The organism is Streptomyces decoyicus (assembly GCF_019880305.1).
GTDB lineage: Bacteria > Actinomycetota > Actinomycetes > Streptomycetales > Streptomycetaceae > Streptomyces > Streptomyces decoyicus.
This window is the reverse complement of the sequence record NZ_CP082301.1, coordinates 2,056,455-2,078,890: the sequence shown is the minus strand read 5'-3', so window position 1 is coordinate 2,078,890 and position 22,436 is coordinate 2,056,455. Positions and strand designations below refer to the sequence as shown.

Below are 22,436 nucleotides of genomic sequence, written 5' to 3'. Positions count from 1 at the left end.
GCCGTGCCCGCACGCATCAAGAACGCGCTGATCTGGGTCTTCGGGGCCCTGGGCGGCATCCTGTGGGGCTATGACACCGGGGTCATCTCCGGCGCCATGCTCTTCATCAAGAACGACATCGCCCTCACCCCGCTCCTGGAGGGCCTGGTCGTCTCGGGCCTCCTGGTGGGCGCCATGCTCGGCGCGGGTCTCTCGGGGCGGCTGAGCGACTCCTGGGGGCGACGCCGGCTGATTCTCGCGGCGTCCGGGGTCTTCATCCTCGGCACGCTGGGTGCCTCCTTCGCCTTCGACCCCGCCTCGCTGATCCTCTTCCGGTTCGTGATCGGCATCGGCGTCGGCATCGCCTCCGTCGTCGTCCCGCTCTACCTCACCGAACTCGCCCCCAAGCAGCTGCGCGGCGGGCTGACATCCCTGATGCAACTGCTGGTCACGGTCGGCATCTTCGTCGCGTACGTCACCGACTATCTGCTGGCCGACGCCGAGGCCTGGCGCTGGATGATCGGCCTCGGCGTGGTCCCGGCCGCCATCCTGGCGCTGGGCATCATCACCCAGCCGGAGAGCCCGCGCTGGCTGGTGGGCAAGGGCCGCACCGACGAGGCCCGTACGGTGCTGACCCGGCTGCGTGGCGACGCCGGGGCGGCGGGGAAGGAGCTGGCGGAGATCGAGCGGGCCGAGCGCACCGAGCGGGAGCGGAGCGAGCCGCTGACCCTGCGCCGACTGCTGTCGCCGCGGCTGCGTCCGGTGTTCGTCGCGGGGATGCTGCTGGTCCTCTTCCAGAACTTCGTCGGCATCAACACGATCATCTACTACGCGCCGACCCTGCTCACCGACATCGGCTTCGGCTCGGGCGGCGCGATCCTCGCGAACGTCGGGATCGGCCTGCTCAACATGCTGATGACGCTTCCGGCGATGCGGCTCATCGACCGCAAGGGACGCAAGCCGCTGCTGCTGTTCGGTGCGCTGGGCATGTGCGCGGCGATGGTGCTGCTGGCCGTCACCAACCTCTCCGGGCTCGGCTACGGCGCGCTGCTGTCCGTGCTCACCCTCCTGGGGATCGCGCTCTACATCGCGTCCTTCGCGATCTCCTGGGGGCCGGTGCAGTGGGTGATGCTGCCCGAGCTGTTCCCGATGCGGATCAGGGCGGCCGCGGTCAGCCTGTGTGTGCTCTTCAACTGGCTGTTCAACATGATCGTCGCGCTGGTCTTCCCGTCGCTGCTGCACGCCTGGGGCGCCGGCATCAACTTCCTGTTCTTCGCCGGTACGACCCTGCTGGCGTTCCTCTTCGTGCAGCGGCTGCTGCCGGAGACCAAGGGCCGGAGCCTGGAGGAGATCGAGCAGGACCTGCTGCGGGGGCGTCCGGCCCGGCCGGAAGCGGAAGGATCTGTGCCGGTATCGTCGGGATCCGCCAGCCACTGACGCCGTCACCTCCGGAGCAGCCATGAGCCAGTCCCCCGCCCGCCGCACCGTGCTGCGGGGGGCCGCGCTCGCCGGCGCCGCCGGCTTCGGTCTGGCGGCCTGCTCGCCGGGGGACTCGGGCGCGAACGCCTCGGCGGTGCCCTCCGAGCCGGTCGAACTCGGGGCCGCCGCCGAGGTACCGGTCGGCGGCGCCAAGCTCTACCGCGAGGACCGGCTCGTGGTGTCGCAGCCCGCCAAGGGCACCTTCAAATGCTTCAGCGCCAAGTGCACCCACGCCGGCTGCATCCTGGCCGAGGTCGAGAAGGAAGAGGGCAACTGCCCCTGCCACGGCAGCCGCTTCGACGTCACCACCGGCAAGGTCCTCCAGGGGCCGGCGACCGAGCCGCTGCCCGAGGTCCCGGTCAAGGCCGAGGGCGGCAAGCTGATCGCTGGCTGAGACGCCGGACCGGCAGGCGCTGCCGGGCCTCACCCCCAGTCCCAGGCGATGCCCAGGATCCCGGGCCGTACGCCCTGCTCGACGAGGTGCACGGCGTGGTGCCGCCCGCTGAGGGTGAGCTCCTGCCGGCCGCTGCGCGGGGCGCCCGCCGAGGTCTGGGCGAAACGGCAGCAGCGCACCGGCAGCGCCGCCTCGTCGAAGCGCACCTGGAGGACGTACTGGCCGCCGGCGAAGCTGAAGCCGCGCAGGTACTCCGTGCTCGGACCGCCGCTGCCGTCCTCGAAGGCGTAGCCGAAGACATGGGTGTCGCCGGCCCGCAGCCGGGCGTCGAAGAGCAGCTCGGCGACCACCATCCCGGCCTCGGCGTGCCCGCGCACCCGGCCCAGCCGGCAGTTCTCCGCGGCCCGCACCCGCACCCGGGACGGATCGCAGCCCGGGTCGCCGCGGTGGATGGCGACATAGCGGTCCACACCGTCCCGGTGCGCCCGGACCACCTGGAGCGATTCGCGGGCGAGGAGCCGGCGCTCGGGCCCGATGCGGACCCGCTCGTGATGGCCCACGGTGTGCAGCCCGCCGTCCGCGGGGGCCTCCAGCTCGGCGAACAGCTGCCGCAGCGCGGTGGCGGGCGCCATCAGCGAGCGGTACGAGCGGGCGGCCGGCCGCTCGGCCTCGGGGGTGCGGCCCTCCGGCACCAGCAGCCGGTGCAGTGAGTACGCGGGCAGTTCGAGGACCTCTTCCAGGGCGCGCACCGCCCGCAGCGACTCGGGGCGCTGCGGCCGCCGGGCGCCCTGCTGCCAGTAGCTCAGGCTGGTCACCCCGATGGTGATGCCACGCTGGGCGAGCTTGTGCTGGACGCGGGTGAGGGCGAGGCCCCGTTCGGTGAGCGCGGAGCGCAGTGCGAGATGGAAGGGACCGGTCCGCAGCAGCTGGGCCAAGTCCGGCGACTGGGGGGTGTTTTGTGCCATTGCTTCATTCCTCCGGCGCGCGGGTGAACGTTCACAACCGGATCGCACGCTGCACGCTCTGCCTGCCTGTTCACCGCAGTACGCCGGGCACCGGCCGTTCACATCGGGGCCTGTCCGTCCACACCCCCATGTCATCCCGCATTGAAGCGTGTTGACCTTCCTGCGACAACACTTGATGCTCCTCAGCAGCATCCGGATGCGCTCCTCTCCCCCTCACCCCCCTCAGTTCGGGAGGAACGCCATGACTCGTGCACCCCACGCACGCCGTTCCCGCCGCAGACGGCTGTCGGCCGCCGCGCTCACCGCCGCCGCACTCACCCTGCTCACCGGGACGACCGCCGCCTCGGCAGCGCCCCTCGCGCCCCCGGCGCACGCTGCCACCACCGCGGAGCAGGCCGCCGCCCCGCGCACCGCCAACCGCCTCGGCGTCTCCATGCAGGCCCAGGAGCAGACCAACTGGTGCTGGGCAGGATCCGGCAACACCATCGCGGCCTGGTACGGCAGGAACTACAGCCAGAACCAGTTCTGCAACGCCGCCTTCCAGCGCCAGCAGGGCACGGCCTGCCCCAACGACCAGGCCACCCTCGGCAATGTGCAGAACGCGTTCGCCTGGATGGGCCTCAACTCCGGTTCCTACGTGAGCGGTTGGCTCCGCTACGACACCGTGCGGAGCGAGATCGACGCCAACCGGCCCATCGAGACCCGCATCCAGTGGTCCTCCGGCGGTGGCCACATGCATGTGATTTACGGATATGACACGGATCGCCATTGGGTTTACTGGGGTGATCCATGGGCGACCAACAATCGCTACAACTGGGGCGATTTCGACTACTACGTGAACGGCAGCTCCTTCGCCTGGACACACTCCCTGTACCGGATAGGAGCCTGAGGACATGACGAAGCGCACCGCCGTCCGCACCGCCCTCCGCGCCGTCGCCACCGGCACGTTCGCCACCGCTCTCCTCGGCCTCGCCCCGCACTCCGCAACGGCCGCACCGGTGCCCACGCCCCTGACCCCGGGCCGGGCGAGCGTCACGGCCGCGCACGCGGCGGCCACCAGCCCCACGACCCTCGACACCCTCGCCCGCTTCTTCGCGGCCGACCGGAAGCGCAGCGGCGCACGCGCCGTGGCACCCGGCACCGCGCAGGCCGTGGTGCACATCGAGGGCGGCACGGTCCCCGTCTACGTCCTGTCACCGGACTTCGTCCGCGGCCGGGACGGGGCGCCCGTCGCCCGCCCTGAGTTCCTCGCCAGCAAAGCCGTCGCCGGTGACGGCCGCACGGCCTCGGTGTGGACCGCGCGGCGGGGTGACACCTGGAAGGTCGTCAACATCGCCGGCGGCGACGACGAGACCCGCTATACCGCGGCCGGGGCCGCACGGGCGAAGGGCGGCACGGTCTTCCAGGAGCCGCAGACCGACGCCTGGTATGTGCAGCACGGTGACCGGATCGAACCGCTGGACGCCGACGCCCGCAAGGCCGTCGGTGCGCACGGCACCACCGTCGCCGCCTACCGGAAGCGGGTGGCGCAGGCCTACGGGGACAAGCTCCCCGGCTCCGCGTACGACAAGCGGGGCGAGGCCGGCGGCTACGGGAAGGCGGCGGCCGACGCCGGGGGACCCCCTGCCCGGCGCCCCGTCGCGGCGGGCGCCCTCGCGGACGACAGCCTGCCGGTGACCGCTGCCACGACGCTCGCGGGCGCCGCCGCCCTGCTCGCCCTGGGGCTGTCCGTCTCGGCGGCGCTGCGCAGGCGGCACGGCGGCTGACCCGGTCCGCCTGCCCGTCGGATGCCGTCCGTGCGGCGGGCAGGCCGTCCCCCGCCCCCTCCCCCTCCTCCCCCTTCGGGGGGAGGGGGCGGGGGTGGGTTCGGGGGTGGGGGGAGTCGTCGGGGAGGCGCGACGCCCCGGTGCCCCGGCCCCGACGGCTCACACCCCCCGCCCGCCGGGGCCGGCGGCCCCACCCGCCGCGTCGGAGGCGCTCAGCACCTCCCGGAACCGGCACACCGCCTCCAGGACATCCGCAAAGCGGGTCGACAGCGGCCCGGGGGAGAGGCGCACCCGGTCCGGGGGAAGGTGGTCCACGAACAGGCCCGCCCCGGCGAGCGCCGCCACCAGCTCCCCGGCCCGCGGATGCCGGTAGGTGACGTGGGCGCCACGCCGCTCCGGGTCGGCGGGCCCGGCGGGACGCAGCCCGTACGGCTCCAGCACGGCCCCGGCCAGCTCCGTCAGGAACCCGGTCAGCGCCCGGCTCTTGGCCCGTACCGCGGCCATCCCCGCCTCGGCCAGCAGATCCAGCGCGGGCTCCGCGGCGGCCAGCGACAGCGCGGGCGGGATGCCGGTCAAGAAGCGCCGGACGGTCGGATCGGGGTCGTACCGCGAGGACCCGGTGAGCTGTTCGCGATGCCCGTACCAGCCGTGCACCGGCTGCACGGCATACGGCTGAAGATCCCGCCGTACGTACAGCAGCGCCGGGCAGCCGGGCCCCGCCATCAGATGCTTGTACGTCGCGGCGACCGCCATATCGGCCCCGGTGGCGGCCAGTTGGAGGTCCACCGCGCCCACCGCATGGCTGAGGTCCCACAGCACCAGCGCCCCTTGGGCGTGCGCGATCTCGTGCACCTCGGCCATGTCGAGCAGCGCCCCGGAGCGGTGCGAGACCAGCGACAGCACGACCACCGCGACGTCCTCGTCCACCGCCGCCCGCAGCGTCTCCATGTCGAGCCCGGTCTCCGGGTGGGTGTGCACGGTGCGCAGCGCCCGCTCGTGCTCGGCGGCGACCCCGGCCACGACATAGCGGTCGGTGGGGGAGTTGTCGTCGTCCACCAGCACCGTCCGTCGCCCGCGGCGTGCGTCCAGTGCGGCGACCGTGAGCTTGTAGAGGTTGACGCTGGTGCAGTCGGCGGCCACCACCTCGCCCGGCCGGGCGCCGAGCACGGTCCCCGCCATCCGGTCGCCGATCCGCTGCGGCAGGGCCCGCCACTGCGTACGGCCCTGCGCGAGCCGGCCGCCCCAGTCGTCGCGCACCACCCGGTCCAGCAGCTCCGGGGTGGCGGCGGGCAGCCGGCCCAGCGAGCTGCTGTCGAGGAACAGCCGGCCGTCCGGTACCGGGGCGAAACGGCCGAGGAACGGCGCCAGCGGGTCCCGTGCGTCCAGCCGCCGCGCCCGTCGGGCGGCCTTGCGCAGGGCGGCCTGCCCGCCCTCCGGGGCCGTCACGGCAGCTCCCGGCAGGTCACCGGCCCGGAGGGGAGCGGTGGACGTCGGTCCGGCGCGGCGGGGCCGGCCCCAGGGTGGTACCGGTGCCCGGCCCGCAGCCGGTGATCCGCGCACCGGGCGCGCGCTCTCCCGGCCGGCGCGGGGACGCGTTCTGAAGTCACGCGGACAGCGTTGCCGAGCCGCGCCGCACACGGCACTCACTTCCGCGTCATTCCGGCGGGCGCCCACAAGATCGACTATCGGAATTGACGGTATTTGCGCCCCGCCTGCGCGCCGGCGGGCGCCCCATCCCGGTGGTCCGTGCCGCCCATTGACGGCCTGTCACGTCGTTGACGTGCCGTCCCGGCGGGGCCTGGCCGGAAGCTCTCCTGCTGCGGGATTTCTTCCACGGGACTGCGCCGGTCTGCTGCCTCGCGCCTCGTTGCACAGCCGGCCACAGCCGCCCGCAGTCGTCAGTAGGCAGGGGACCGCAGCGCGTGCCGGCCGTCCCGGGGGAGCCGGGCCACGAGGAGCGTCACCCCGCTTCCGGCGCCCCGGCCCGGGCGCCGTCTCCCGCGTCCTGGCCGCCGGGCCCCGCGGACCGGCGCCGCGGGCCGCGGGGCGGGGGTGGTCCGGGCACGGTGATTGTCGGTCGCGGTCAGTAGGGTGGTGTGCATGGCAGACCCCAGCAGCTATCGACCCAAGCCGGGACAGATCCCCGACTCGCCGGGGGTCTATAAGTTCCGCGACGAACACGGCCGGGTCATCTACGTCGGCAAGGCCAAGAGCCTGCGCCAGCGCCTGGCCAACTACTTCCAGGACCTGGCCGGCCTCCATCCGCGGACGCGCACGATGGTCACCACCGCCGCCTCCGTGGAGTGGACCGTCGTCTCCACCGAGGTCGAGGCGCTCCAGCTCGAATACAGCTGGATCAAGGAGTTCGACCCGCGCTTCAACGTCAAGTACCGCGACGACAAGAGCTATCCGTACCTCGCGGTGACCCTCAACGAGGAGTTCCCCCGCGTCCAGGTCATGCGCGGCGCCAAGAAGAAGGGCGTGCGCTACTTCGGTCCGTACGGCCACGCCTGGGCCATCCGCGAGACCGTCGACCTGATGCTGCGCGTCTTCCCGGTACGGACGTGCTCCGCCGGTGTCTTCAAGCGCTCCGCCCAGATCGGCCGCCCCTGTCTGCTCGGCTACATCGGCAAGTGCTCGGCGCCCTGTGTCGGGCGGATCTCCCCCGAGGAGCACCACGAACTCGCCGAGGAATTCTGCGACTTCATGGCCGGCCGCACCGGCGCCTACATCCGCCGTCTGGAGCGCGGGATGCAGGAGGCCGCCGAGGAGATGGAGTACGAACGCGCCGCCCGGCTGCGGGACGACATAGGGGCGCTCAAGCGGGCCATGGAGAAGAGCGCGGTGGTGCTGGCCGACGCCACCGACGCCGATCTGATCGCGGTCGCCGAGGACGAACTCGAAGCCGCCGTCCAGATCTTCCACGTCCGCGGCGGCCGGGTGCGCGGCCAGCGCGGCTGGGTGACGGACAAGGTCGAGGCGGTCACGACCAGCGGTCTCGTCGAGCACGCCCTCCAGCAGCTGTACGGCGAGGAGCGGGGCGACGCCGTCCCCAAGGAGGTCCTGGTCCCGGCGCTGCCCGAGCCCGTCGAGCCGATCGCCCAGTGGCTCTCCCAGCGCCGCGGCTCCCAGGTCTCGCTGCGCATCCCGCAGCGCGGCGACAAGAAGGACCTGATGGCCACGGTCGGCCGCAACGCCCAGCAGGCGCTGGGCCTGCACAAGACCAAGCGCGCCTCCGACCTGACCACCCGCTCCCGCGCCCTGGAGGAGATCGCCGGGGCCCTCGGCCTGGACGCGGTGCCGTTGCGCATCGAGTGCTTCGACATCTCCCACCTCCAGGGCGATGACGTCGTCGCCTCGATGGTGGTGTTCGAGGACGGTCTCGCCCGGAAGAGCGAATACCGCCGCTTCCAGATCAAGAGCTTCCAGGGCCAGGACGATGTCCGGTCCATGCACGAGGTCATCGGCCGCCGCTTCAAGCGCTATCTCCAGGAGAAGCAGAAGTCCGGCGAGTGGACGGAGGAGCCGGCCGACGACGCCCGCGTGGACGACAACGGCACCACGGCCGCCACCGTCCCCGCGGGCACGGACGACCTGGAGCCGGACCCGATGGCCGGCCGCCCGACCGACGAGGACGGCCGCCCCAAGCGCTTCGCCTACCCGCCCCAGCTCGTGGTCGTCGACGGCGGCGCACCGCAGGTCGCGGCCGCCCGCCGGGCCCTGGACGAGCTCGGTATCGACGATGTCGCCGTCTGCGGCCTGGCCAAGCGCCTCGAAGAGGTCTGGCTCCCGGAGGAGGACGACCCGGTCGTGCTGCCGCGCAGCAGCGAGGGCCTCTACCTCCTCCAGCGCGTCCGCGACGAGGCGCACCGCTTCGCCATCGCCTACCAGCGCAGCAAGCGCACCAAGCGGCTGAAGTCCTCGCCGCTCGACGCCGTCGCCGGGCTGGGCGCCACCCGCCGCCAGGCACTGCTCAAGCACTTCGGCTCGTTGAAGAAGCTGCGGGCCGCGACGGTCGACGAAATCTGCGAGGTCCCGGGCGTCGGCCGCAAGACCGCGGAGACGGTCGCCGCGGCCCTGGCCGGGGCGGCACCGTCCGCCCCCGCGGTGAACACCGCCACAGGAGAGATCATTGAGGATGACGGGGTCCCACCGGCCGCGTTGTCGGCAGAACGGGGGCAGGAACGATGAGTACACCGCATGAAGCGCAGGAAACCGAGAGAGACGGTGCACAGGTGAGTACGGGCACGACCGACAACGGCGAGAGCGCCGCGATCCCCGAGTTGGTGATCATCTCCGGGATGTCCGGCGCGGGCCGCAGCACCGCCGCGAAGTGCCTGGAGGACCTCGGCTGGTTCGTCGTCGACAACATCCCGCCCGAGCTGATCGCGCCGATGGTCGAGCTGGGCGCCCGCTCGCAGGGCAATGTCGCCCGGATCGCGGTCGTCGTCGACGTCCGCGGCCGCCGTTTCTTCGCCAACCTCAAGGAATCGCTGGCCACCCTGGACGCGCAGAACGTCAAGCGCCGCATCGTCTTCCTGGAGTCCTCCGACGAGGCCCTGGTGCGCCGCTTCGAGTCCGTGCGCCGCCCGCACCCCCTCCAGGGCGACGGCCGGATCGTCGACGGCATCGCCGCCGAACGCGATCTGCTGCGCGAGCTGCGCGGCGACGCCGACCTGGTCATCGACACCTCCAGCCTCAACGTCCACGAACTGCGCGCCAAGATGGACGCCCAGTTCGCCGGCGAAGAGGTACCCGAGCTGCGCGCCACGGTCATGTCCTTCGGCTTCAAGTACGGCCTGCCGGTCGACGCCGACATGGTCATCGACTGCCGCTTCATCCCCAACCCGCACTGGGTCCCCGAGCTGCGCCCCTTCACGGGTCTCAACGACGAGGTCTCCAGTTACGTCTTCAGCCAGCCCGGCTCCAAGGAGTTCCTGGACGGCTATGCCGAGCTGCTGCGGATCGTCGCCGAGGGCTACCGCCGTGAGGGCAAGCGCTATGTGACCATCGCCGTGGGCTGTACGGGCGGCAAGCACCGCAGCGTCGCGATGTCCGAGAAGCTGGCCCGGCGCCTGGTCGCCGAAGGAGTGGAAACCGTCGTCGTCCACCGGGACATGGGGCGCGAGTGAGCGCGCGCGCACCACGGCTGCGCCGGGTCCGGCGACTCGTCCCCAGCGGCCGTATGACGAAGGGGGCCACCCCCAAGGTGGTGGCCCTGGGCGGGGGCATGGGCCTGTCCGCCTCACTGACCGCACTGCGCCGCATCACCGGTGACCTGACCGCCGTGGTCACGGTCGCCGACGACGGCGGCTCCAGCGGCCGCCTCCGCGACGAGCTGAGCGTCCTGCCGCCCGGCGATCTGCGCAAGGCGCTGGCCGCGCTGTGCGGCGACGACGACTGGGGCCAGACCTGGTCCCGGGTGATCCAGCACCGCTTCCAGAGCGAGGGCGAGCTGCACGACCACGCGGTCGGCAATCTGCTGATCGTCGCGCTGTGGGAGCAGCTCGGCGACCACGTCCAGGCACTCGACCTGGTCGGCAAGCTGCTCGGCGCGCACGGCCGGGTGCTGCCCATGTCGGCGGTGCCCCTGGAACTCCAGGCCCAGGTCAAGGGCCATGAACCGGACCGGCCGGACGCGATCACCACGGTCCGCGGCCAGGCCACCGTCGCGCTCACCCGCGGCGAGGTGCAGTCCGTCCATGTGGTGCCGGAGGAGCCGCCGGCCGTCCCCGAGGCGGTCGCCGCGGTGCGCGACGCCGACTGGGTGGTGCTCGGCCCGGGCTCCTGGTTCTCCTCCGTGATCCCGCATCTTCTGGTGCCGGAGCTGCGCGAGGCGCTGGAGGAGACCAAGGCCCGAAAAGTCCTTTCGCTCAACCTTGCGCCCCAACCGGGCGAAACCGATGGCTTCTCCCCGCAGCGTCATTTGGAGGTTTTGGCCCGACACGCCCCTAAACTCGCCTTCGACGTGGTGCTGGCCGACAAGGCCGCCGTGCCCGACATCGAAGGCCTGACGGTTGCCGCCAAGCAGCTGGTCGGCAGCGAGGTCGAGCTGGCGGCGGTCGCCGCACAAGGAGACGACACCCGGTCCAGCACCGGGCAAGCCCCCGACCGGCACGACCCGGAGCTGCTGGCAGCCGCGTACGACCGTATTTTTCGGATGCATGGAAGGATCGGCCCATGGCGATGACGGCAGCGGTGAAGGATGAAATCTCCCGGCTCCCCGTCACCCGGACCTGCTGCCGGAAGTCGGAGGTCTCGTCGATCCTGCGGTTCGCGGGGGGTCTGCATCTGGTCAGCGGGCGCATCGTGATCGAGGCGGAGCTGGACACGGGCATCGCGGCCCGGCGGCTGCGCAAGGACATCCTGGAGATCTTCGGGCACAGCTCCGACCTGGTGGTGATGGCCCCCGGCGGCCTGCGGCGCGGCAGCCGCTACGTCGTACGGGTCGTGGCCGGCGGCGACCAGCTGGCGCGCCAGACCGGCCTGGTGGACGGCCGCGGCCGCCCCATCCGCGGCCTGCCCCCGCAGGTGGTCTCCGGCGCGACCTGCGACGCCGAGGCGGCCTGGCGCGGGGCCTTCCTGGCCCATGGCTCACTGACCGAACCCGGCCGCTCCTCGTCGCTGGAGGTCACCTGCCCCGGGCCCGAGGCGGCGCTCGCGCTGGTCGGCGCGGCACGCCGGCTCGGCATCGGCGCGAAGGCCCGTGAGGTGCGCGGCGTGGACCGTGTCGTCGTCCGGGACGGTGACGCGATCGGCGCGCTGCTGACGCGGCTCGGCGCCCATGAGTCGGTGCTGGCGTGGGAGGAGCGGCGGATGCGCCGCGAGGTCCGCGCCACCGCCAACCGCCTCGCCAACTTCGACGACGCCAACCTCCGCCGCTCGGCACGGGCCGCGGTCGCCGCGGGCGCCCGGGTCCAGCGGGCCCTGGAGATCCTGGGCGAGGAGGTCCCCGAGCACCTCGCGGCGGCCGGCCGTCTGCGCATGGAGCACAAGCAGGCGTCCCTGGAGGAGCTGGGCGCCCTCGCCGACCCGCCGCTGACCAAGGACGCCGTCGCCGGCCGGATCCGCCGGCTGCTGGCGATGGCCGACAAGCGCGCCCAGGACCTCGGCATCCCCGGCACCGAGTCCAACCTCACCGAGGAACTCGCCGAGGGCATGGTCGGCTGAACGGGAGCCGGTCCTTCGCCGTATTTGCGCCCCCGGCGCCCGCACTGGGCACCGGGGGCGCCGCTCTTCCAGAACGTGGTGGCGGGGGCGCGTACGGACGGGCGTCAGAGGGGCTGAAGGGCGCTCACTTGAGCACCTTTGGACGCCGATGTCAATGTCACGTACGTCTCTTACAGGGGGTAGGGTCGGAGGCGGTCGGGGACATCCCATACAGCTCGCCGGTAACTGCGCCGGCGTACCAACGAGGAGATCGGTTCGTGACGATCCGCGTAGGCATCAACGGATTCGGCCGCATTGGTCGTAACTACTTCCGCGCGCTCCTGGAGCAGGGTGCGGACATCGAGATCGTCGGTGTCAACGACCTGACCGACAACGCCACCCTGGTCCACCTGCTGAAGTACGACACCATTCTGGGTCGCCTCAAGCAGGACGTCAGCCACACCGACGACACCATCACGGTCGGCAACCAGACCTTCAAGACGATGGCCGAGCGCGACCCGGCGAAGCTCCCCTGGGCCGAGCTCGGCGCCGACATCGTCATCGAGTCGACCGGCATCTTCACCAAGAAGGCCGACGCCGAGAAGCACCTCGCGGCCGGCGCCAAGAAGGTCCTGATCTCCGCGCCCGCCAAGGACGAGGACATCACGATCGTGATGGGCGTCAACAACGACAAGTACGACGCGGCCAAGCACCACATCATCTCCAACGCCTCCTGCACCACCAACTGTGTGGCGCCGATGGCGAAGGTTCTCGACGAGAACTTCGGCATCGTCAAGGGCATGATGACCACGGTCCACGCGTACACCAACGACCAGCGCATCCTGGACTTCCCGCACAGCGACCTGCGCCGCGCCCGCGCCGCCGCGGAGAACATCATCCCGACCTCGACGGGTGCCGCCAAGGCCACCGCCCTGGTCCTCCCGCAGCTCAAGGGCAAGCTGGACGGCATCGCGATGCGCGTGCCCGTCCCCACCGGCTCGGTCACCGACCTGGTCCTGGAGCTCGACCGCGAGGTCACCAAGGACGAGATCAACACCGCCTTCCAGAAGGCCGCCGAGGGTCAGCTCAAGGGCATCCTCGAGTACACCGAGGACCCGATCGTCTCCTCGGACATCGTGAACTTCCCGGCCTCCTGCACCTTCGACTCCCAGCTGACCATGTCGCAGGGCAAGCAGGTCAAGGTCGTCGGCTGGTACGACAACGAGTGGGGCTACTCCAACCGCCTGGTGGACCTGACCACCTTCGTCGGCGGCCAGCTCTGATCTCTGGTTGACACCGGAGACACCGAGATGTGGGGACGGGGCTCGTGCGACGCGATGAGGCGTCGTACGGGCCCCGTTCCGCGACCGACCGACCCATGTGATGGAGTCACTCCTCATGAAGACGATCGACGACCTCCAGGTAGCCGGTAAGCGGGTCTTCGTCCGCGCCGACCTGAACGTGCCGCTGGACGGCACCACCATCACCGACGACGGCCGGATCCGCGCCGTCGCCCCGACGATCGCCAAGCTCGTCGAGCGCGGCGCCAAGGTGATCGTCGCCTCCCACCTGGGCCGCCCCAAGGGCGCCCCGGACCCGGCCTTCTCGCTGGCCCCCGCGGCCGAGCGGCTGGGTGAAATCCTCGGCCAGGCCGTGGCGTTCGCGACCGACACGGTCGGCGAGTCCGCCCGCTCGGTGACCGCGGGCCTGGCCGACGGCCAGGTGGCCGTGCTGGAGAACCTTCGCTTCAACCCGGGCGAGACCAGCAAGGACGACGCCGAGCGCGGTGCCTTCGCCGACCAGCTCGCCGCCCTCGCGGACCTCTACGTGGGCGACGGCTTCGGTGCCGTGCACCGCAAGCACGCCTCCGTGTACGACCTGCCCGCGCGCCTTCCGCACGCCGCCGGTGATCTGATCGCCACCGAGGTCCGGGTCCTGAAGAAGCTCACCGAGGACGTCAAGCGCCCGTACGTCGTCGCGCTCGGCGGTGCCAAGGTCTCCGACAAGCTGGCCGTCATCGACCAGCTGCTGGAGAAGGCCGACCGCATCCTGGTCGGCGGCGGTATGGCGTACACCTTCCTCAAGGCCAAGGGCCACGAGGTCGGTATCTCGCTGCTCCAGGAGGACCAGGTCCCGGCCTGCCAGGAGTACCTGGCACGGGCCGAGAAGCGCGGCGTGGAGTTCGTGCTCCCCGTCGACGTACTGGTCTCCGCCGAGTTCCCGGACCTGAAGACCAAGGCCCCGGCGAACCCCGGGACCGTCGCCGCGGATGCCATCCCGGCCGACAAGGAGGGCCTGGACATCGGCCCGAAGACCCGCGAGCTCTACGCCGCGAAGGTCGCCGACGCGGGCACCGTCTTCTGGAACGGCCCGATGGGTGTCTTCGAGCACCCCGACTACGCCGGCGGCACCAAGGCCGTCGCCCAGGCGCTGCTGGACTCGCCCGCCTTCACCGTCGTCGGCGGCGGTGACTCGGCCGCCGCCGTGCGTCTGCTGGGCTTCGACGAGAATGCATTCGGCCACATCTCGACCGGCGGCGGCGCCAGCCTCGAATACCTCGAGGGCAAGACGCTCCCCGGCCTCGCCGCACTGGAGGACTGAACAACGTGACCGCTCTGAACAACGGCCGTACCCCGCTGATGGCGGGCAACTGGAAGATGAACCTCAACCACCTCGAGGCCATCGCGCACGTCCAGAAGCTCGCCTTCGCCCTTGCCGACAAGGACTTCGACGCCGTAGAGGTCGCGGTCCTGCCGCCCTTCACCGACCTGCGGTCGGTGCAGACGCTGGTCGACGGCGACAAGCTCAAGATCAAGTACGGCGCCCAGGACATCTCCGCGCACGACTCCGGTGCCTACACCGGTGAGATCTCCGGCGCGATGCTCGCCAAGCTCAAGTGCGCGTACGTGGCCGTCGGCCACAGCGAGCGCCGCCAGTACCACGGCGAGAACGAAGAGATCTGCAACGCCAAGGTCAAGGCCGCGTTCAAGCACGGCCTCACCCCGATCCTGTGCGTCGGCGAGGGCCTGGACGTCCGCAAGGCCGGCAAGCAGGTCGCGCACACCCTCGCCCAGGTCGACGGCGGTCTGGCGGACGTGCCGGCCGAGCAGGCCGAGACCATCGTGATCGCCTACGAGCCGGTGTGGGCCATCGGCACCGGCGAGGTCGCCACCCCCGAGGACGCGCAGGAGGTCTGCGGTGCCATCCGCGGCCGCCTCGCCGAGCTCTACAGCCAGGAGCTGGCCGACAAGGTCCGCATCCAGTACGGCGGCTCGGTCAAGTCCGGCAATGTCGCCGCGATCATGGCCCAGCCCGACGTCGACGGCGCGCTGATCGGTGGCGCGGCCCTCGACTCGGAAGAGTTTGTGAAGATCGTCCGCTTCCGCGACCAGTAGCAGCTATGACGAGGGGGAGCCCTCGTCGTACCCTGTCGGGGCCGGGACCGGTGCAGCAGCGCCGCCCCCGGCCCCGCAGCGTTTGTTGCGGATATCGTGATCCATACGTCCGTCCGTCAGTCCTAGAGAGTTGGTCCAGCCGTGGTCATCGGGTTCTCGATCGCCCTCATCGTCTTCAGCCTGCTGCTGATGATGCTGGTGCTCATGCACAAGGGGAAGGGCGGCGGCCTGTCCGACATGTTCGGCGGCGGTATGCAGTCCTCGGTCGGTGGCTCCTCGGTCGCCGAGCGCAACCTCGACCGCATCACCATCGTGATCGGCCTGTTGTGGTTCGCCTGCATTGTCGTGCTCGGCATCCTGATGAAGCTCGGCAGCTGACACAGCGTCGGAGGGGCGGCTTATCATCAGGGTGGCGTCCTCGGACGGGTAACTCCAGCCACTGGACGCGCGTTGGGCCTTACGTAGACTGGGGCGTTCCGCAGCGCAGCTGCTGCGAGAGGCTGTGCAGCACCATTACGCAGGGAGTTACGACCGTGGCAAGTGGCAACGCGATCCGAGGAAGTCGGGTCGGGGCGGGGCCGATGGGGGAGGCCGAGCGCGGCGAGTCCGCGCCGCGCATCCGCATCTCCTTCTGGTGCTCCAACGGGCACGAGACGCAGCCCAGCTTCGCCGGCGATGCGCAGGTTCCCGACACCTGGGACTGCCCGCGCTGTGGTTTCCCGGCAGGCAAGGACCGGGACAGCCCGCCGGACCCGCCGCGCACCGAGCCGTACAAGACCCACCTCGCCTACGTCCGGGAGCGCCGCAGCGACGCCGACGGTGAGGCGATCCTCGCGGAGGCGCTCGCCAAGCTCCGCGGCGAGATCTGACGGACCAGCACACACACCGGCCGGCCCGGCCGGAGGGACACACTGCCCTCCGGCCGGGCCGGCCGCGTAGGTGCGCCGCCGATACCTGTTCTTCAGGCCCCCGACAGCGTCCCGTCCGTCAGCGGCCAGATACCTCGTACCGCGCGCTGATCAATTAGGTTGGGAGATGGCGGGGCCGGTACGAGATGAAGAAGGCTGATGTCCGAGATGAACGCAGAAGGCCGCAGCAGGCTCGATCAGATGCCTGAGTGGACCGCGCTGAGCAAGCACCGGGAGCAGCTGGCGCAGGTGCATCTGCGCGAGCTCTTCGAGCGGGACCCGGCGCGCGCCGAGCGCTACACCCTCCAGGTCGGTGATCTGCACCTGGACTACTCCAAGCACCTGGTCACCGACGAGACGCTGGAGTTGCTGCGCGACCTGGCCGCGGCGACCGGGGTGGCGGAGCTGCGGGACGCGATGTTCCGCGGGGAGAAGATCAACGTCACCGAGCAGCGCTCCGTGCTGCACGTCGCGCTGCGCGCCCCCGCCTCCGAGGTCATCAAGAGCGACGGCGAGAACGTCGTCCCCGGCGTGCACCACGTCCTGACGAGGATGGGCACCTTCTGCGACCGGATCCGCTCCGGCGACTGGAAGGGCCACACCGGCAAGCGCATCAAGACCGTCGTCAACATCGGTATCGGCGGCTCGGACCTGGGTCCGGCGATGGCCTACGAGGCGTTGCGCGCCTACACCCACCGGGACATGCAGTTCCGCTTCGTCTCCAATGTGGACGGTGCCGATCTGCACGAGGCGGTACGCGATCTGGACCCGGCCGAGACGCTGTTCATCGTCGCCTCGAAGACCTTCACCACCATCGAGACGCTCACCAATGCCACCTCGGCCCGCGACTGGCTGCTGACCGGTCTGGGCGCCGGGACCGAAGCTGTCGCCAAGCACTTCGTGGCGGTGTCGACCAACGCCGGGAAGGTGGCGGAGTTCGGCATCGACACGGACAACATGTTCGAGTTCTGGGACTGGGTCGGCGGCCGTTACTCCTATGACTCCGCCATCGGCCTGTCGCTGATGGTGGCGATCGGCCCGGAGCGCTTCCGCGAGATGCTGGCCGGCTTCCACCTCGTCGACGAGCACTTCCGCAGCGCCCCGCCGCAGGAGAACGCCCCGCTGCTGCTGGGACTGCTCGGCATCTGGTACGGCAACTTCTGGGACGCCCAGTCGCATGCCGTGCTGCCCTACAGCCACTACTTCTCCAAGTTCACCGCCTACCTCCAGCAGCTGGACATGGAGTCCAACGGCAAGTCGGTGGACCGCGAGGGCAACCGGGTCAACTGGCAGACCGGCCCCGTCGTCTGGGGCACTCCCGGCACGAACGGCCAGCATGCGTACTACCAGTTGCTCCACCAGGGCACGAAGATGATCCCGGCGGACTTCATCGGCTTCGCCCGGCCGGTCGCCGATCTGCAGCCGGGCCTGGTGGCCCAGCACGACCTGCTGATGGCCAATCTGTTCGCACAGGGCCAGGCGCTGGCGTTCGGCAAGACGCCCGATGAGGTGCGCGCCGAGGGTGTGGCCGAGGAACTGGTGCCGCACAAGACGTTCCCGGGCAACCGCCCCAACACCACCATCCTGGCCAAGGAGCTCAGCCCGTCCGTGCTGGGCCAGTTGGTCGCGCTGTACGAGCACAAGGTGTTCGTCCAGGGCGCGGTGTGGAACATCGACTCCTTCGACCAGTGGGGCGTGGAGCTGGGCAAGGTCCTCGCCAAGCGCGTCGAACCGGCCCTGACGGAGGGCGCCGAGGTGCCGGGCCTCGACGCCTCCACGTCCGGCCTGGTCGCCACGTACCGGGAGCTGCGCGGGCGTTGATCCCCCGGATCGCCGCAGGACGACCGCGGTGACGCCGAAGGCCCCGCACCCTTGAGGGTGCGGGGCCTTCGGCTTGGCTCGGTGCGGCGGTCAGGCCGACGCCGGCGGGTAGAGGCCGCGCGGCAGCTGGGCCGCCGCCGCCTCGTCCAGCAGCCACAGGGTCCGGCTGCGGCCCCGTGCGCCGGCCGCCGGGGCCTGGACCTCTCCGGCGCCGGAGAGGGCCATGGCCGCGGCGTTGGCCTTGTCCTCGCCGGCCGCCAGCAGCCACACCTCCCGTGCCGCGCGGATCGCGGGCAGGGTCAGCGAGGTGCGGGTGGGCGGCGGCTTCGGTGCGCCGTGCACCCCGACCACCGTCCGCTCCTGCTCGTAGACGGCAGGCAGCTCGGGGAAGAGCGAGGCGACATGGGTGTCCGGGCCGACGCCCACCAGCAGCACGTCGAACGACGGCACCGGGCCGTGGTCCTCGGGTCCCGCGGCGGCGGCGAGTTCGGCCGCGTACGCCTCGGCGGCGGCATCGGCGTCATTGCCGTACGGGCCGTCCGACGGGGGCATGGGGTGCACCCGGGCCGGGTCCAGCGGGACGCTGTCCAGCAGCACCTCCCTGGCCTGGGTGTAGTTGCGCTCCGGATCGCTCTCCGGCAGGAACCGCTCGTCGCCCCACCACAGGTCGAGCCGCGACCAGTCCACCGCGTCCCGGGCGGGTGCCTCGGCGAGGGCCGCGAGCAGCCCGTTGCCGTTGCGCCCGCCCGTCAGGACCACGGAGGCGAAGCCGCGGGCGGCCTGGGCGTCCACGACCTTCGTGATCAGCCGGGCCGCCGCGGCCTTGGCCATCAGCTCCTTGTCGCGGTGGACGACCACCTGCGGAGCGCTCACTTGCCGGCCGCCTTCTTTGCGGGCTTCTTCGCCGCAGGCTTCTCCGCGGCGCTCTCGCCGGCCGCCGGCTCGCCGGAGCCCGGGTTCCCGGAGCCCGGGTTCCCGCTCTTGCCGTCACCGATCCGCTCCACGCCGTACTTCAACGACTGGGCGTAGATCTCGTCCGGGTCGAGCCGGCGCAGCTCCTCGGCGAGCAGCTCGGCGGTGTCCCGCCGCTTGAGCGCCACCGCACGGTCCGGCTGGGCCGGCATCGAGAGCGTGGCCAGCGAACCGTCCGGACGGTCCAGCACGATCGCGCCGTTGCCGGACTCCATCCGCGCGGCCGTCAGACCGGGGCCGTCGGAGACCTTGCGGGTGACCGGGATCTTCAGCCTGTCGGCCAGCCACATGGCCAGCAGCTCGCAGCTGGGGTTGAACTCCTCGCCGGTCACCTCGGCCGAGGTGACCGTGCACGGGGCCTGGTCGAGCGCCGCCGCCAGCATCGAGCGCCAGGGCGTGATGCGGGCCCAGGACAGGTCCGTGTCGCCCGGCGTGTAGGTGTCGGCGCGCGCGGACAGCTCCTGGATGGGCTGCTCGGCGGCGTAGGCATCGGTGACCCGGCGCTGGGCCAGCGCGCCCAGCGGATCCTTGGCCGGGTCCAGCGGGGCGTTCACCGCCCACCAGACCACGACCGGGGCGTCCGGCAGCAGCAGCGGCAGCACCACCGACTGGGCGTGGTCGATCACGTCCCCGTACAGCCGGAGTATGACCGTCTCGCCGGTGCCGGCTTCCGTGCCGAGCCGCACCTCGGCGTCGAGGCGGGCCTTGGCGCGGTCGCGCGGCGACCGGCTGACCCGCTTGATGACGACGAGCGTGCGCGAGGGGTGCTCACGGGACGCGTCGTTGGCCGCCCGCAGCGCGTCGTAGGCGTTCTCCTCGTCGGTGACGATGACGAGGGTGAGCACCATGCCGATGGCAGGGGTGCCGATGGCGCGGCGGCCCTGGACCAGTGCCTTGTTGATCTTGCTGGACGTGGTTTCCGTCAAATCGATCTTCATGGCCGACGCCAGCTCCGTCCGTCTCGTGCGAGCATTTCGTCCGCCTCGGTGGGGCCCCACGTGCCCGCCGGGTACTGCGCGGGCCTGCCGTGCTTGTCCCAGTACTCCTCGATCGGGTCGAGGATCCGCCAGGACTGCTCCACCTCCTCCACGCGCGGGAAGAGGTTGGCGTCGCCGAGCAGCACATCGAGGATCAGCCGCTCGTAGGCCTCGGGGCTGGACTCCGTGAAGGACTCGCCGTAGGCGAAGTCCATCGACACGTCCCGCACCTCCATGGAGGTGCCCGGCACCTTGGAGCCGAACCTGACGGTCACGCCCTCGTCCGGCTGCACCCGGATGACCAGGGCGTTCTGCCCCAGTTCCTCGGTGGCGGTGCGGTCGAAGGGGGAGTGCGGGGCACGCTGGAAGATCACCGCGATCTCGGTGACGCGGCGGCCGAGGCGCTTGCCGGTGCGCAGGTAGAACGGGACGCCCGCCCAGCGGCGGTTGTCGATCGACAGCTTGATCGCGGCGTAGGTGTCGGTCTTCGACTTGGGGTCGATGCCGTCTTCCTGGAGGTAGCCGACGGCCTTCTCGCCGCCCTGCCAGCCCTCCGTGTACTGCGCGCGGACCGTCTCCCTGCCGAGGTCCTTGGGCAGCCGGACCGCGCCCAGCACCTTGGTCTTCTCCGCGACCAGCGAATCCGCCTCGAAGGAGGAGGGCTCCTCCATCGTGGTCAGCGCGAGCAGCTGGAGGAGGTGGTTCTGGATGACGTCACGGGCGGCGCCGATGCCGTCGTAGTAGCCGGCCCGGCCGCCGATGCCGATGTCCTCGGCCATCGTGATCTGGACATGGTCGACATAGCTGCGGTTCCACAGCGGCTCGAACATCGTGTTGGCGAAGCGCAGCGCCAGGATGTTCTGGACCGTCTCCTTGCCCAGGTAGTGGTCGATCCGGAAGACCTCGTGGGGCGGGAAGACCTCGTGGACGATCCGGTTGAGCTCCTTGGCGCTCTCCAGGTTGTGCCCGAACGGCTTCTCGATGACCGCGCGCCGCCAGGAGCCCTCCTTCTGGTCGGCCAGCCCGTGCTTCTTCAGCTGCTGGACGACCTGGGGGAAGAACTTCGGCGGTACGGACAGGTAGAAGGCGAAGTTGCCGTTGGTGCCCTGGGCCTTGTCGAGCTCGTTTATCGTCTCCTTGAGCGTCTCGAAGGCCTCGTCGTCGTCGAAGTTGCCCTGGACGAAGCGGCAGCCCTGGACGAGCTGCTGCCAGACCTCCTCGCGGAACGGCGTACGCGAGTGTTCCTTGACAGCCGTGTACACCTCCTGCGCGAAGTCCTCGTGCTCCCACTCCCGGCGGGCGAACCCGACGAGTGAGAAACCCGGCGGAAGCAGACCGCGGTTGGCCAGGTCGTAGACGGCAGGCATCAGCTTTTTACGGGACAAATCGCCCGTGACGCCAAAGATCACCAGGCCCGACGGCCCCGCGATACGCGGGAGCCGTCGGTCCAGGGCGTCACGAAGCGGGTTGGCTCCGTGTGCATCAGACAAGGGAGATCAGCCCTCCGAGGGAGCGAGGCGCTCGAGCTCCGCCTCCGTGGACTTGAGCAGGTCGTTCCAGGACGCCTCGAACTTCTCCACGCCCTCGTCCTCCAGGACCTTCACGACATCGTCGTACGAGATCCCGAGCTTTCCGATCGCCTCCAGGTCGGCCCTGGCGGCGTCGTACGTGCCGCGAACGGTGTCACCGGTGATCGCGCCGTGGTCGGCGGCGGCCTCCAGGGTGGCCTCCGGCATGGTGTTGACCGTGCCAGGGGCGACCAGCTCGTCCACGTACAGCGTGTCCTTGAAGGCCGGGTCCTTGACACCGGTCGAGGCCCACAGCGGACGCTGCTTGTTGGCGCCGGCCTTGTCGAGGGCGGCCCAGCGGTCCGAGGAGAAGACCTCCTCGTACGCCTCGTAGGCCAGCCGGGCGTTGGCCAGCGCGGCCTTGCCCTTGAGGGCCTTGGCCTCGTCCGTGCCCAGCTTCTCCAGGCGCTTGTCGATCTCGGTGTCCACACGGGACACGAAGAACGACGCCACCGAACGGATCAGGGACAGGTCCAGGCCCGCGGCCTTGGCCTTCTCCAGGCCCGCCAGGTAGGCGTCCATGACCTCGCGGTAGCGCTCCAGCGAGAAGATCAGCGTGACGTTGACGCTGATGCCGAGGCCGATGACCTCGGTGATCGCCGGGAGGCCCGCCTTGGTGGCCGGGATCTTGATCAGCGTGTTCGGGCGGTCCACCAGCCACGCCAGCTGCTTGGCCTCGGCGATGGTCGGGGTGGTGTGGTGCGCCAGGCGCGGGTCCACCTCGATCGAGACCCGGCCGTCCTGGCCGCCGGTGGCGTCGAAGACGGGCCGCAGGATGTCGGCGGCGTCGCGGACGTCCGCCGTCGTGATCATGCGGATGGCTTCCTCGACGGTGACCTTACGGGCGGCGAGGTCGGCGAGCTGCTGCTCGTAGCCGTCACCCGCGGAGATCGCCTTCTGGAAGATCGACGGGTTCGTCGTGACACCGACGACGTGCTGCTGGTCGATCAGCTCGGCGAGGTTGCCGGACGTGATGCGCTTGCGCGACAGGTCGTCCAGCCAGATCGCGACGCCTTCGTCGGAGAGGCGCTTGAGTGCGTCTGTCATGGGTTCTGCATCTCCT

At 70.9% G+C, this 22,436-nt stretch carries 20 protein-coding genes; 14 read left to right on the top strand and 6 right to left on the bottom strand.

Going from position 1 to position 22,436, the window contains the following annotated elements:
* The first annotated feature begins 3 nt into the window (after nt 1–3).
* Nucleotides 4–1,416 (top strand): sugar porter family MFS transporter, encoded by a 1,413-nt coding sequence (locus K7C20_RS09180; protein ID WP_030077487.1) that lies wholly within the window; start codon nt 4–6, stop codon nt 1,414–1,416.
* Between the two features lie 22 nt (nt 1,417–1,438).
* Nucleotides 1,439–1,852 (top strand): Rieske (2Fe-2S) protein, encoded by a 414-nt coding sequence (locus K7C20_RS09175; RefSeq protein WP_030077489.1) that lies wholly within the window; start codon nt 1,439–1,441, stop codon nt 1,850–1,852.
* A 29-nt stretch (nt 1,853–1,881) separates the two neighbouring features.
* Here the strand turns inward: K7C20_RS09175 and K7C20_RS09170 are convergent, their stop codons facing one another.
* Nucleotides 1,882–2,817 carry a hypothetical protein gene (locus K7C20_RS09170; RefSeq protein WP_053208673.1) on the bottom strand — a complete coding sequence of 312 codons (936 nt, stop codon included), beginning with the start codon at nt 2,815–2,817 and terminating at the stop codon, nt 1,882–1,884.
* 241 nt (nt 2,818–3,058) lie between these two features.
* On the opposite strand from K7C20_RS09170, the gene K7C20_RS09165 reads away from it, so the two are divergent.
* Nucleotides 3,059–3,706, top strand: coding sequence for a papain-like cysteine protease family protein (locus tag K7C20_RS09165; RefSeq protein ID WP_030077493.1), 648 nt, complete (start codon nt 3,059–3,061; stop codon nt 3,704–3,706).
* Between the two features lie 4 nt (nt 3,707–3,710).
* The gene (locus tag K7C20_RS09160) at nt 3,711–4,583 is read left to right on the top strand and encodes a hypothetical protein (RefSeq protein ID WP_053208674.1); all 873 of its coding nucleotides are present in this window, start codon (nt 3,711–3,713) and stop codon (nt 4,581–4,583) included.
* A gap of 159 nt (nt 4,584–4,742) precedes the next feature.
* On the opposite strand, the gene K7C20_RS09155 is transcribed toward K7C20_RS09160, so the two are convergent.
* The gene (locus K7C20_RS09155; RefSeq protein ID WP_209444050.1) at nt 4,743–6,029 is read right to left on the bottom strand and encodes an aminotransferase class V-fold PLP-dependent enzyme; all 1,287 of its coding nucleotides are present in this window, start codon (nt 6,027–6,029) and stop codon (nt 4,743–4,745) included.
* A gap of 654 nt (nt 6,030–6,683) precedes the next feature.
* Here K7C20_RS09155 and uvrC point away from each other — a divergent pair.
* The 10 genes from uvrC to pgi all read left to right on the top strand — a co-directional run bounded on the left by uvrC (nt 6,684) and on the right by pgi (nt 17,856).
* Nucleotides 6,684–8,774 carry an excinuclease ABC subunit UvrC gene (uvrC, locus tag K7C20_RS09150; protein WP_030086313.1) on the top strand — a complete coding sequence of 697 codons (2,091 nt, stop codon included), beginning with the start codon at nt 6,684–6,686 and terminating at the stop codon, nt 8,772–8,774.
* Entirely contained in the window at nt 8,771–9,715 is a 945-nt protein-coding gene (rapZ, locus tag K7C20_RS09145) for an RNase adapter RapZ (RefSeq protein WP_078953672.1), read from the top strand. Before uvrC ends, rapZ begins: the two co-directional genes overlap by 4 nt.
* A complete protein-coding gene (locus tag K7C20_RS09140; RefSeq protein ID WP_030086309.1) occupies nt 9,712–10,773 on the top strand; it encodes a gluconeogenesis factor YvcK family protein in 1,062 nt (353 codons plus the stop codon). The genes rapZ and K7C20_RS09140 overlap by 4 nt, the downstream gene beginning before the upstream one ends.
* On the top strand, nt 10,764–11,753 hold the full coding sequence (gene whiA, locus K7C20_RS09135) for a DNA-binding protein WhiA (RefSeq protein ID WP_018091880.1): 990 nt from the start codon (nt 10,764–10,766) through the stop codon (nt 11,751–11,753). Before K7C20_RS09140 ends, whiA begins: the two co-directional genes overlap by 10 nt.
* Before the next feature lie 257 nt (nt 11,754–12,010).
* Nucleotides 12,011–13,015: a type I glyceraldehyde-3-phosphate dehydrogenase gene (gene gap, locus K7C20_RS09130; protein WP_030086305.1), complete on the top strand. Its 1,005-nt coding sequence runs from the start codon at nt 12,011–12,013 to the stop codon at nt 13,013–13,015.
* Between the two features lie 115 nt (nt 13,016–13,130).
* Nucleotides 13,131–14,333 carry a phosphoglycerate kinase gene (locus K7C20_RS09125; RefSeq protein ID WP_030086303.1) on the top strand — a complete coding sequence of 401 codons (1,203 nt, stop codon included), beginning with the start codon at nt 13,131–13,133 and terminating at the stop codon, nt 14,331–14,333.
* A gap of 38 nt (nt 14,334–14,371) precedes the next feature.
* Nucleotides 14,372–15,127 (top strand): triose-phosphate isomerase, encoded by a 756-nt coding sequence (tpiA, locus tag K7C20_RS09120; RefSeq protein ID WP_030086301.1) that lies wholly within the window; start codon nt 14,372–14,374, stop codon nt 15,125–15,127.
* Nucleotides 15,128–15,268: 141 nt separating this feature from the next.
* The gene (secG, locus tag K7C20_RS09115; protein WP_030086299.1) at nt 15,269–15,505 is read left to right on the top strand and encodes a preprotein translocase subunit SecG; all 237 of its coding nucleotides are present in this window, start codon (nt 15,269–15,271) and stop codon (nt 15,503–15,505) included.
* Between the two features lie 155 nt (nt 15,506–15,660).
* On the top strand, nt 15,661–15,996 hold the full coding sequence (locus tag K7C20_RS09110; RefSeq protein ID WP_016578660.1) for an RNA polymerase-binding protein RbpA: 336 nt from the start codon (nt 15,661–15,663) through the stop codon (nt 15,994–15,996).
* A 207-nt stretch (nt 15,997–16,203) separates the two neighbouring features.
* Entirely contained in the window at nt 16,204–17,856 is a 1,653-nt protein-coding gene (pgi, locus tag K7C20_RS09105) for a glucose-6-phosphate isomerase (RefSeq protein ID WP_030086294.1), read from the top strand.
* Nucleotides 17,857–17,946: 90 nt separating this feature from the next.
* Here pgi and pgl read toward each other — a convergent pair whose 3' ends face one another.
* From pgl to tal, 4 genes are read right to left on the bottom strand one after another with little or no spacing between them, the layout of a single operon-like run.
* Nucleotides 17,947–18,729, bottom strand: coding sequence for a 6-phosphogluconolactonase (gene pgl, locus K7C20_RS09100; RefSeq protein ID WP_053210606.1), 783 nt, complete (start codon nt 18,727–18,729; stop codon nt 17,947–17,949).
* On the bottom strand, nt 18,726–19,766 hold the full coding sequence (gene opcA / locus K7C20_RS09095) for a glucose-6-phosphate dehydrogenase assembly protein OpcA (protein ID WP_053210605.1): 1,041 nt from the start codon (nt 19,764–19,766) through the stop codon (nt 18,726–18,728). The genes pgl and opcA overlap by 4 nt, the downstream gene beginning before the upstream one ends.
* The gene (zwf, locus tag K7C20_RS09090) at nt 19,763–21,295 is read right to left on the bottom strand and encodes a glucose-6-phosphate dehydrogenase (RefSeq protein WP_053210604.1); all 1,533 of its coding nucleotides are present in this window, start codon (nt 21,293–21,295) and stop codon (nt 19,763–19,765) included. Before zwf ends, opcA begins: the two co-directional genes overlap by 4 nt.
* Before the next feature lie 6 nt (nt 21,296–21,301).
* Nucleotides 21,302–22,420 carry a transaldolase gene (tal, locus tag K7C20_RS09085; RefSeq protein WP_030086290.1) on the bottom strand — a complete coding sequence of 373 codons (1,119 nt, stop codon included), beginning with the start codon at nt 22,418–22,420 and terminating at the stop codon, nt 21,302–21,304.
* Between the last annotated feature and the right edge of the window lie 16 nt (nt 22,421–22,436).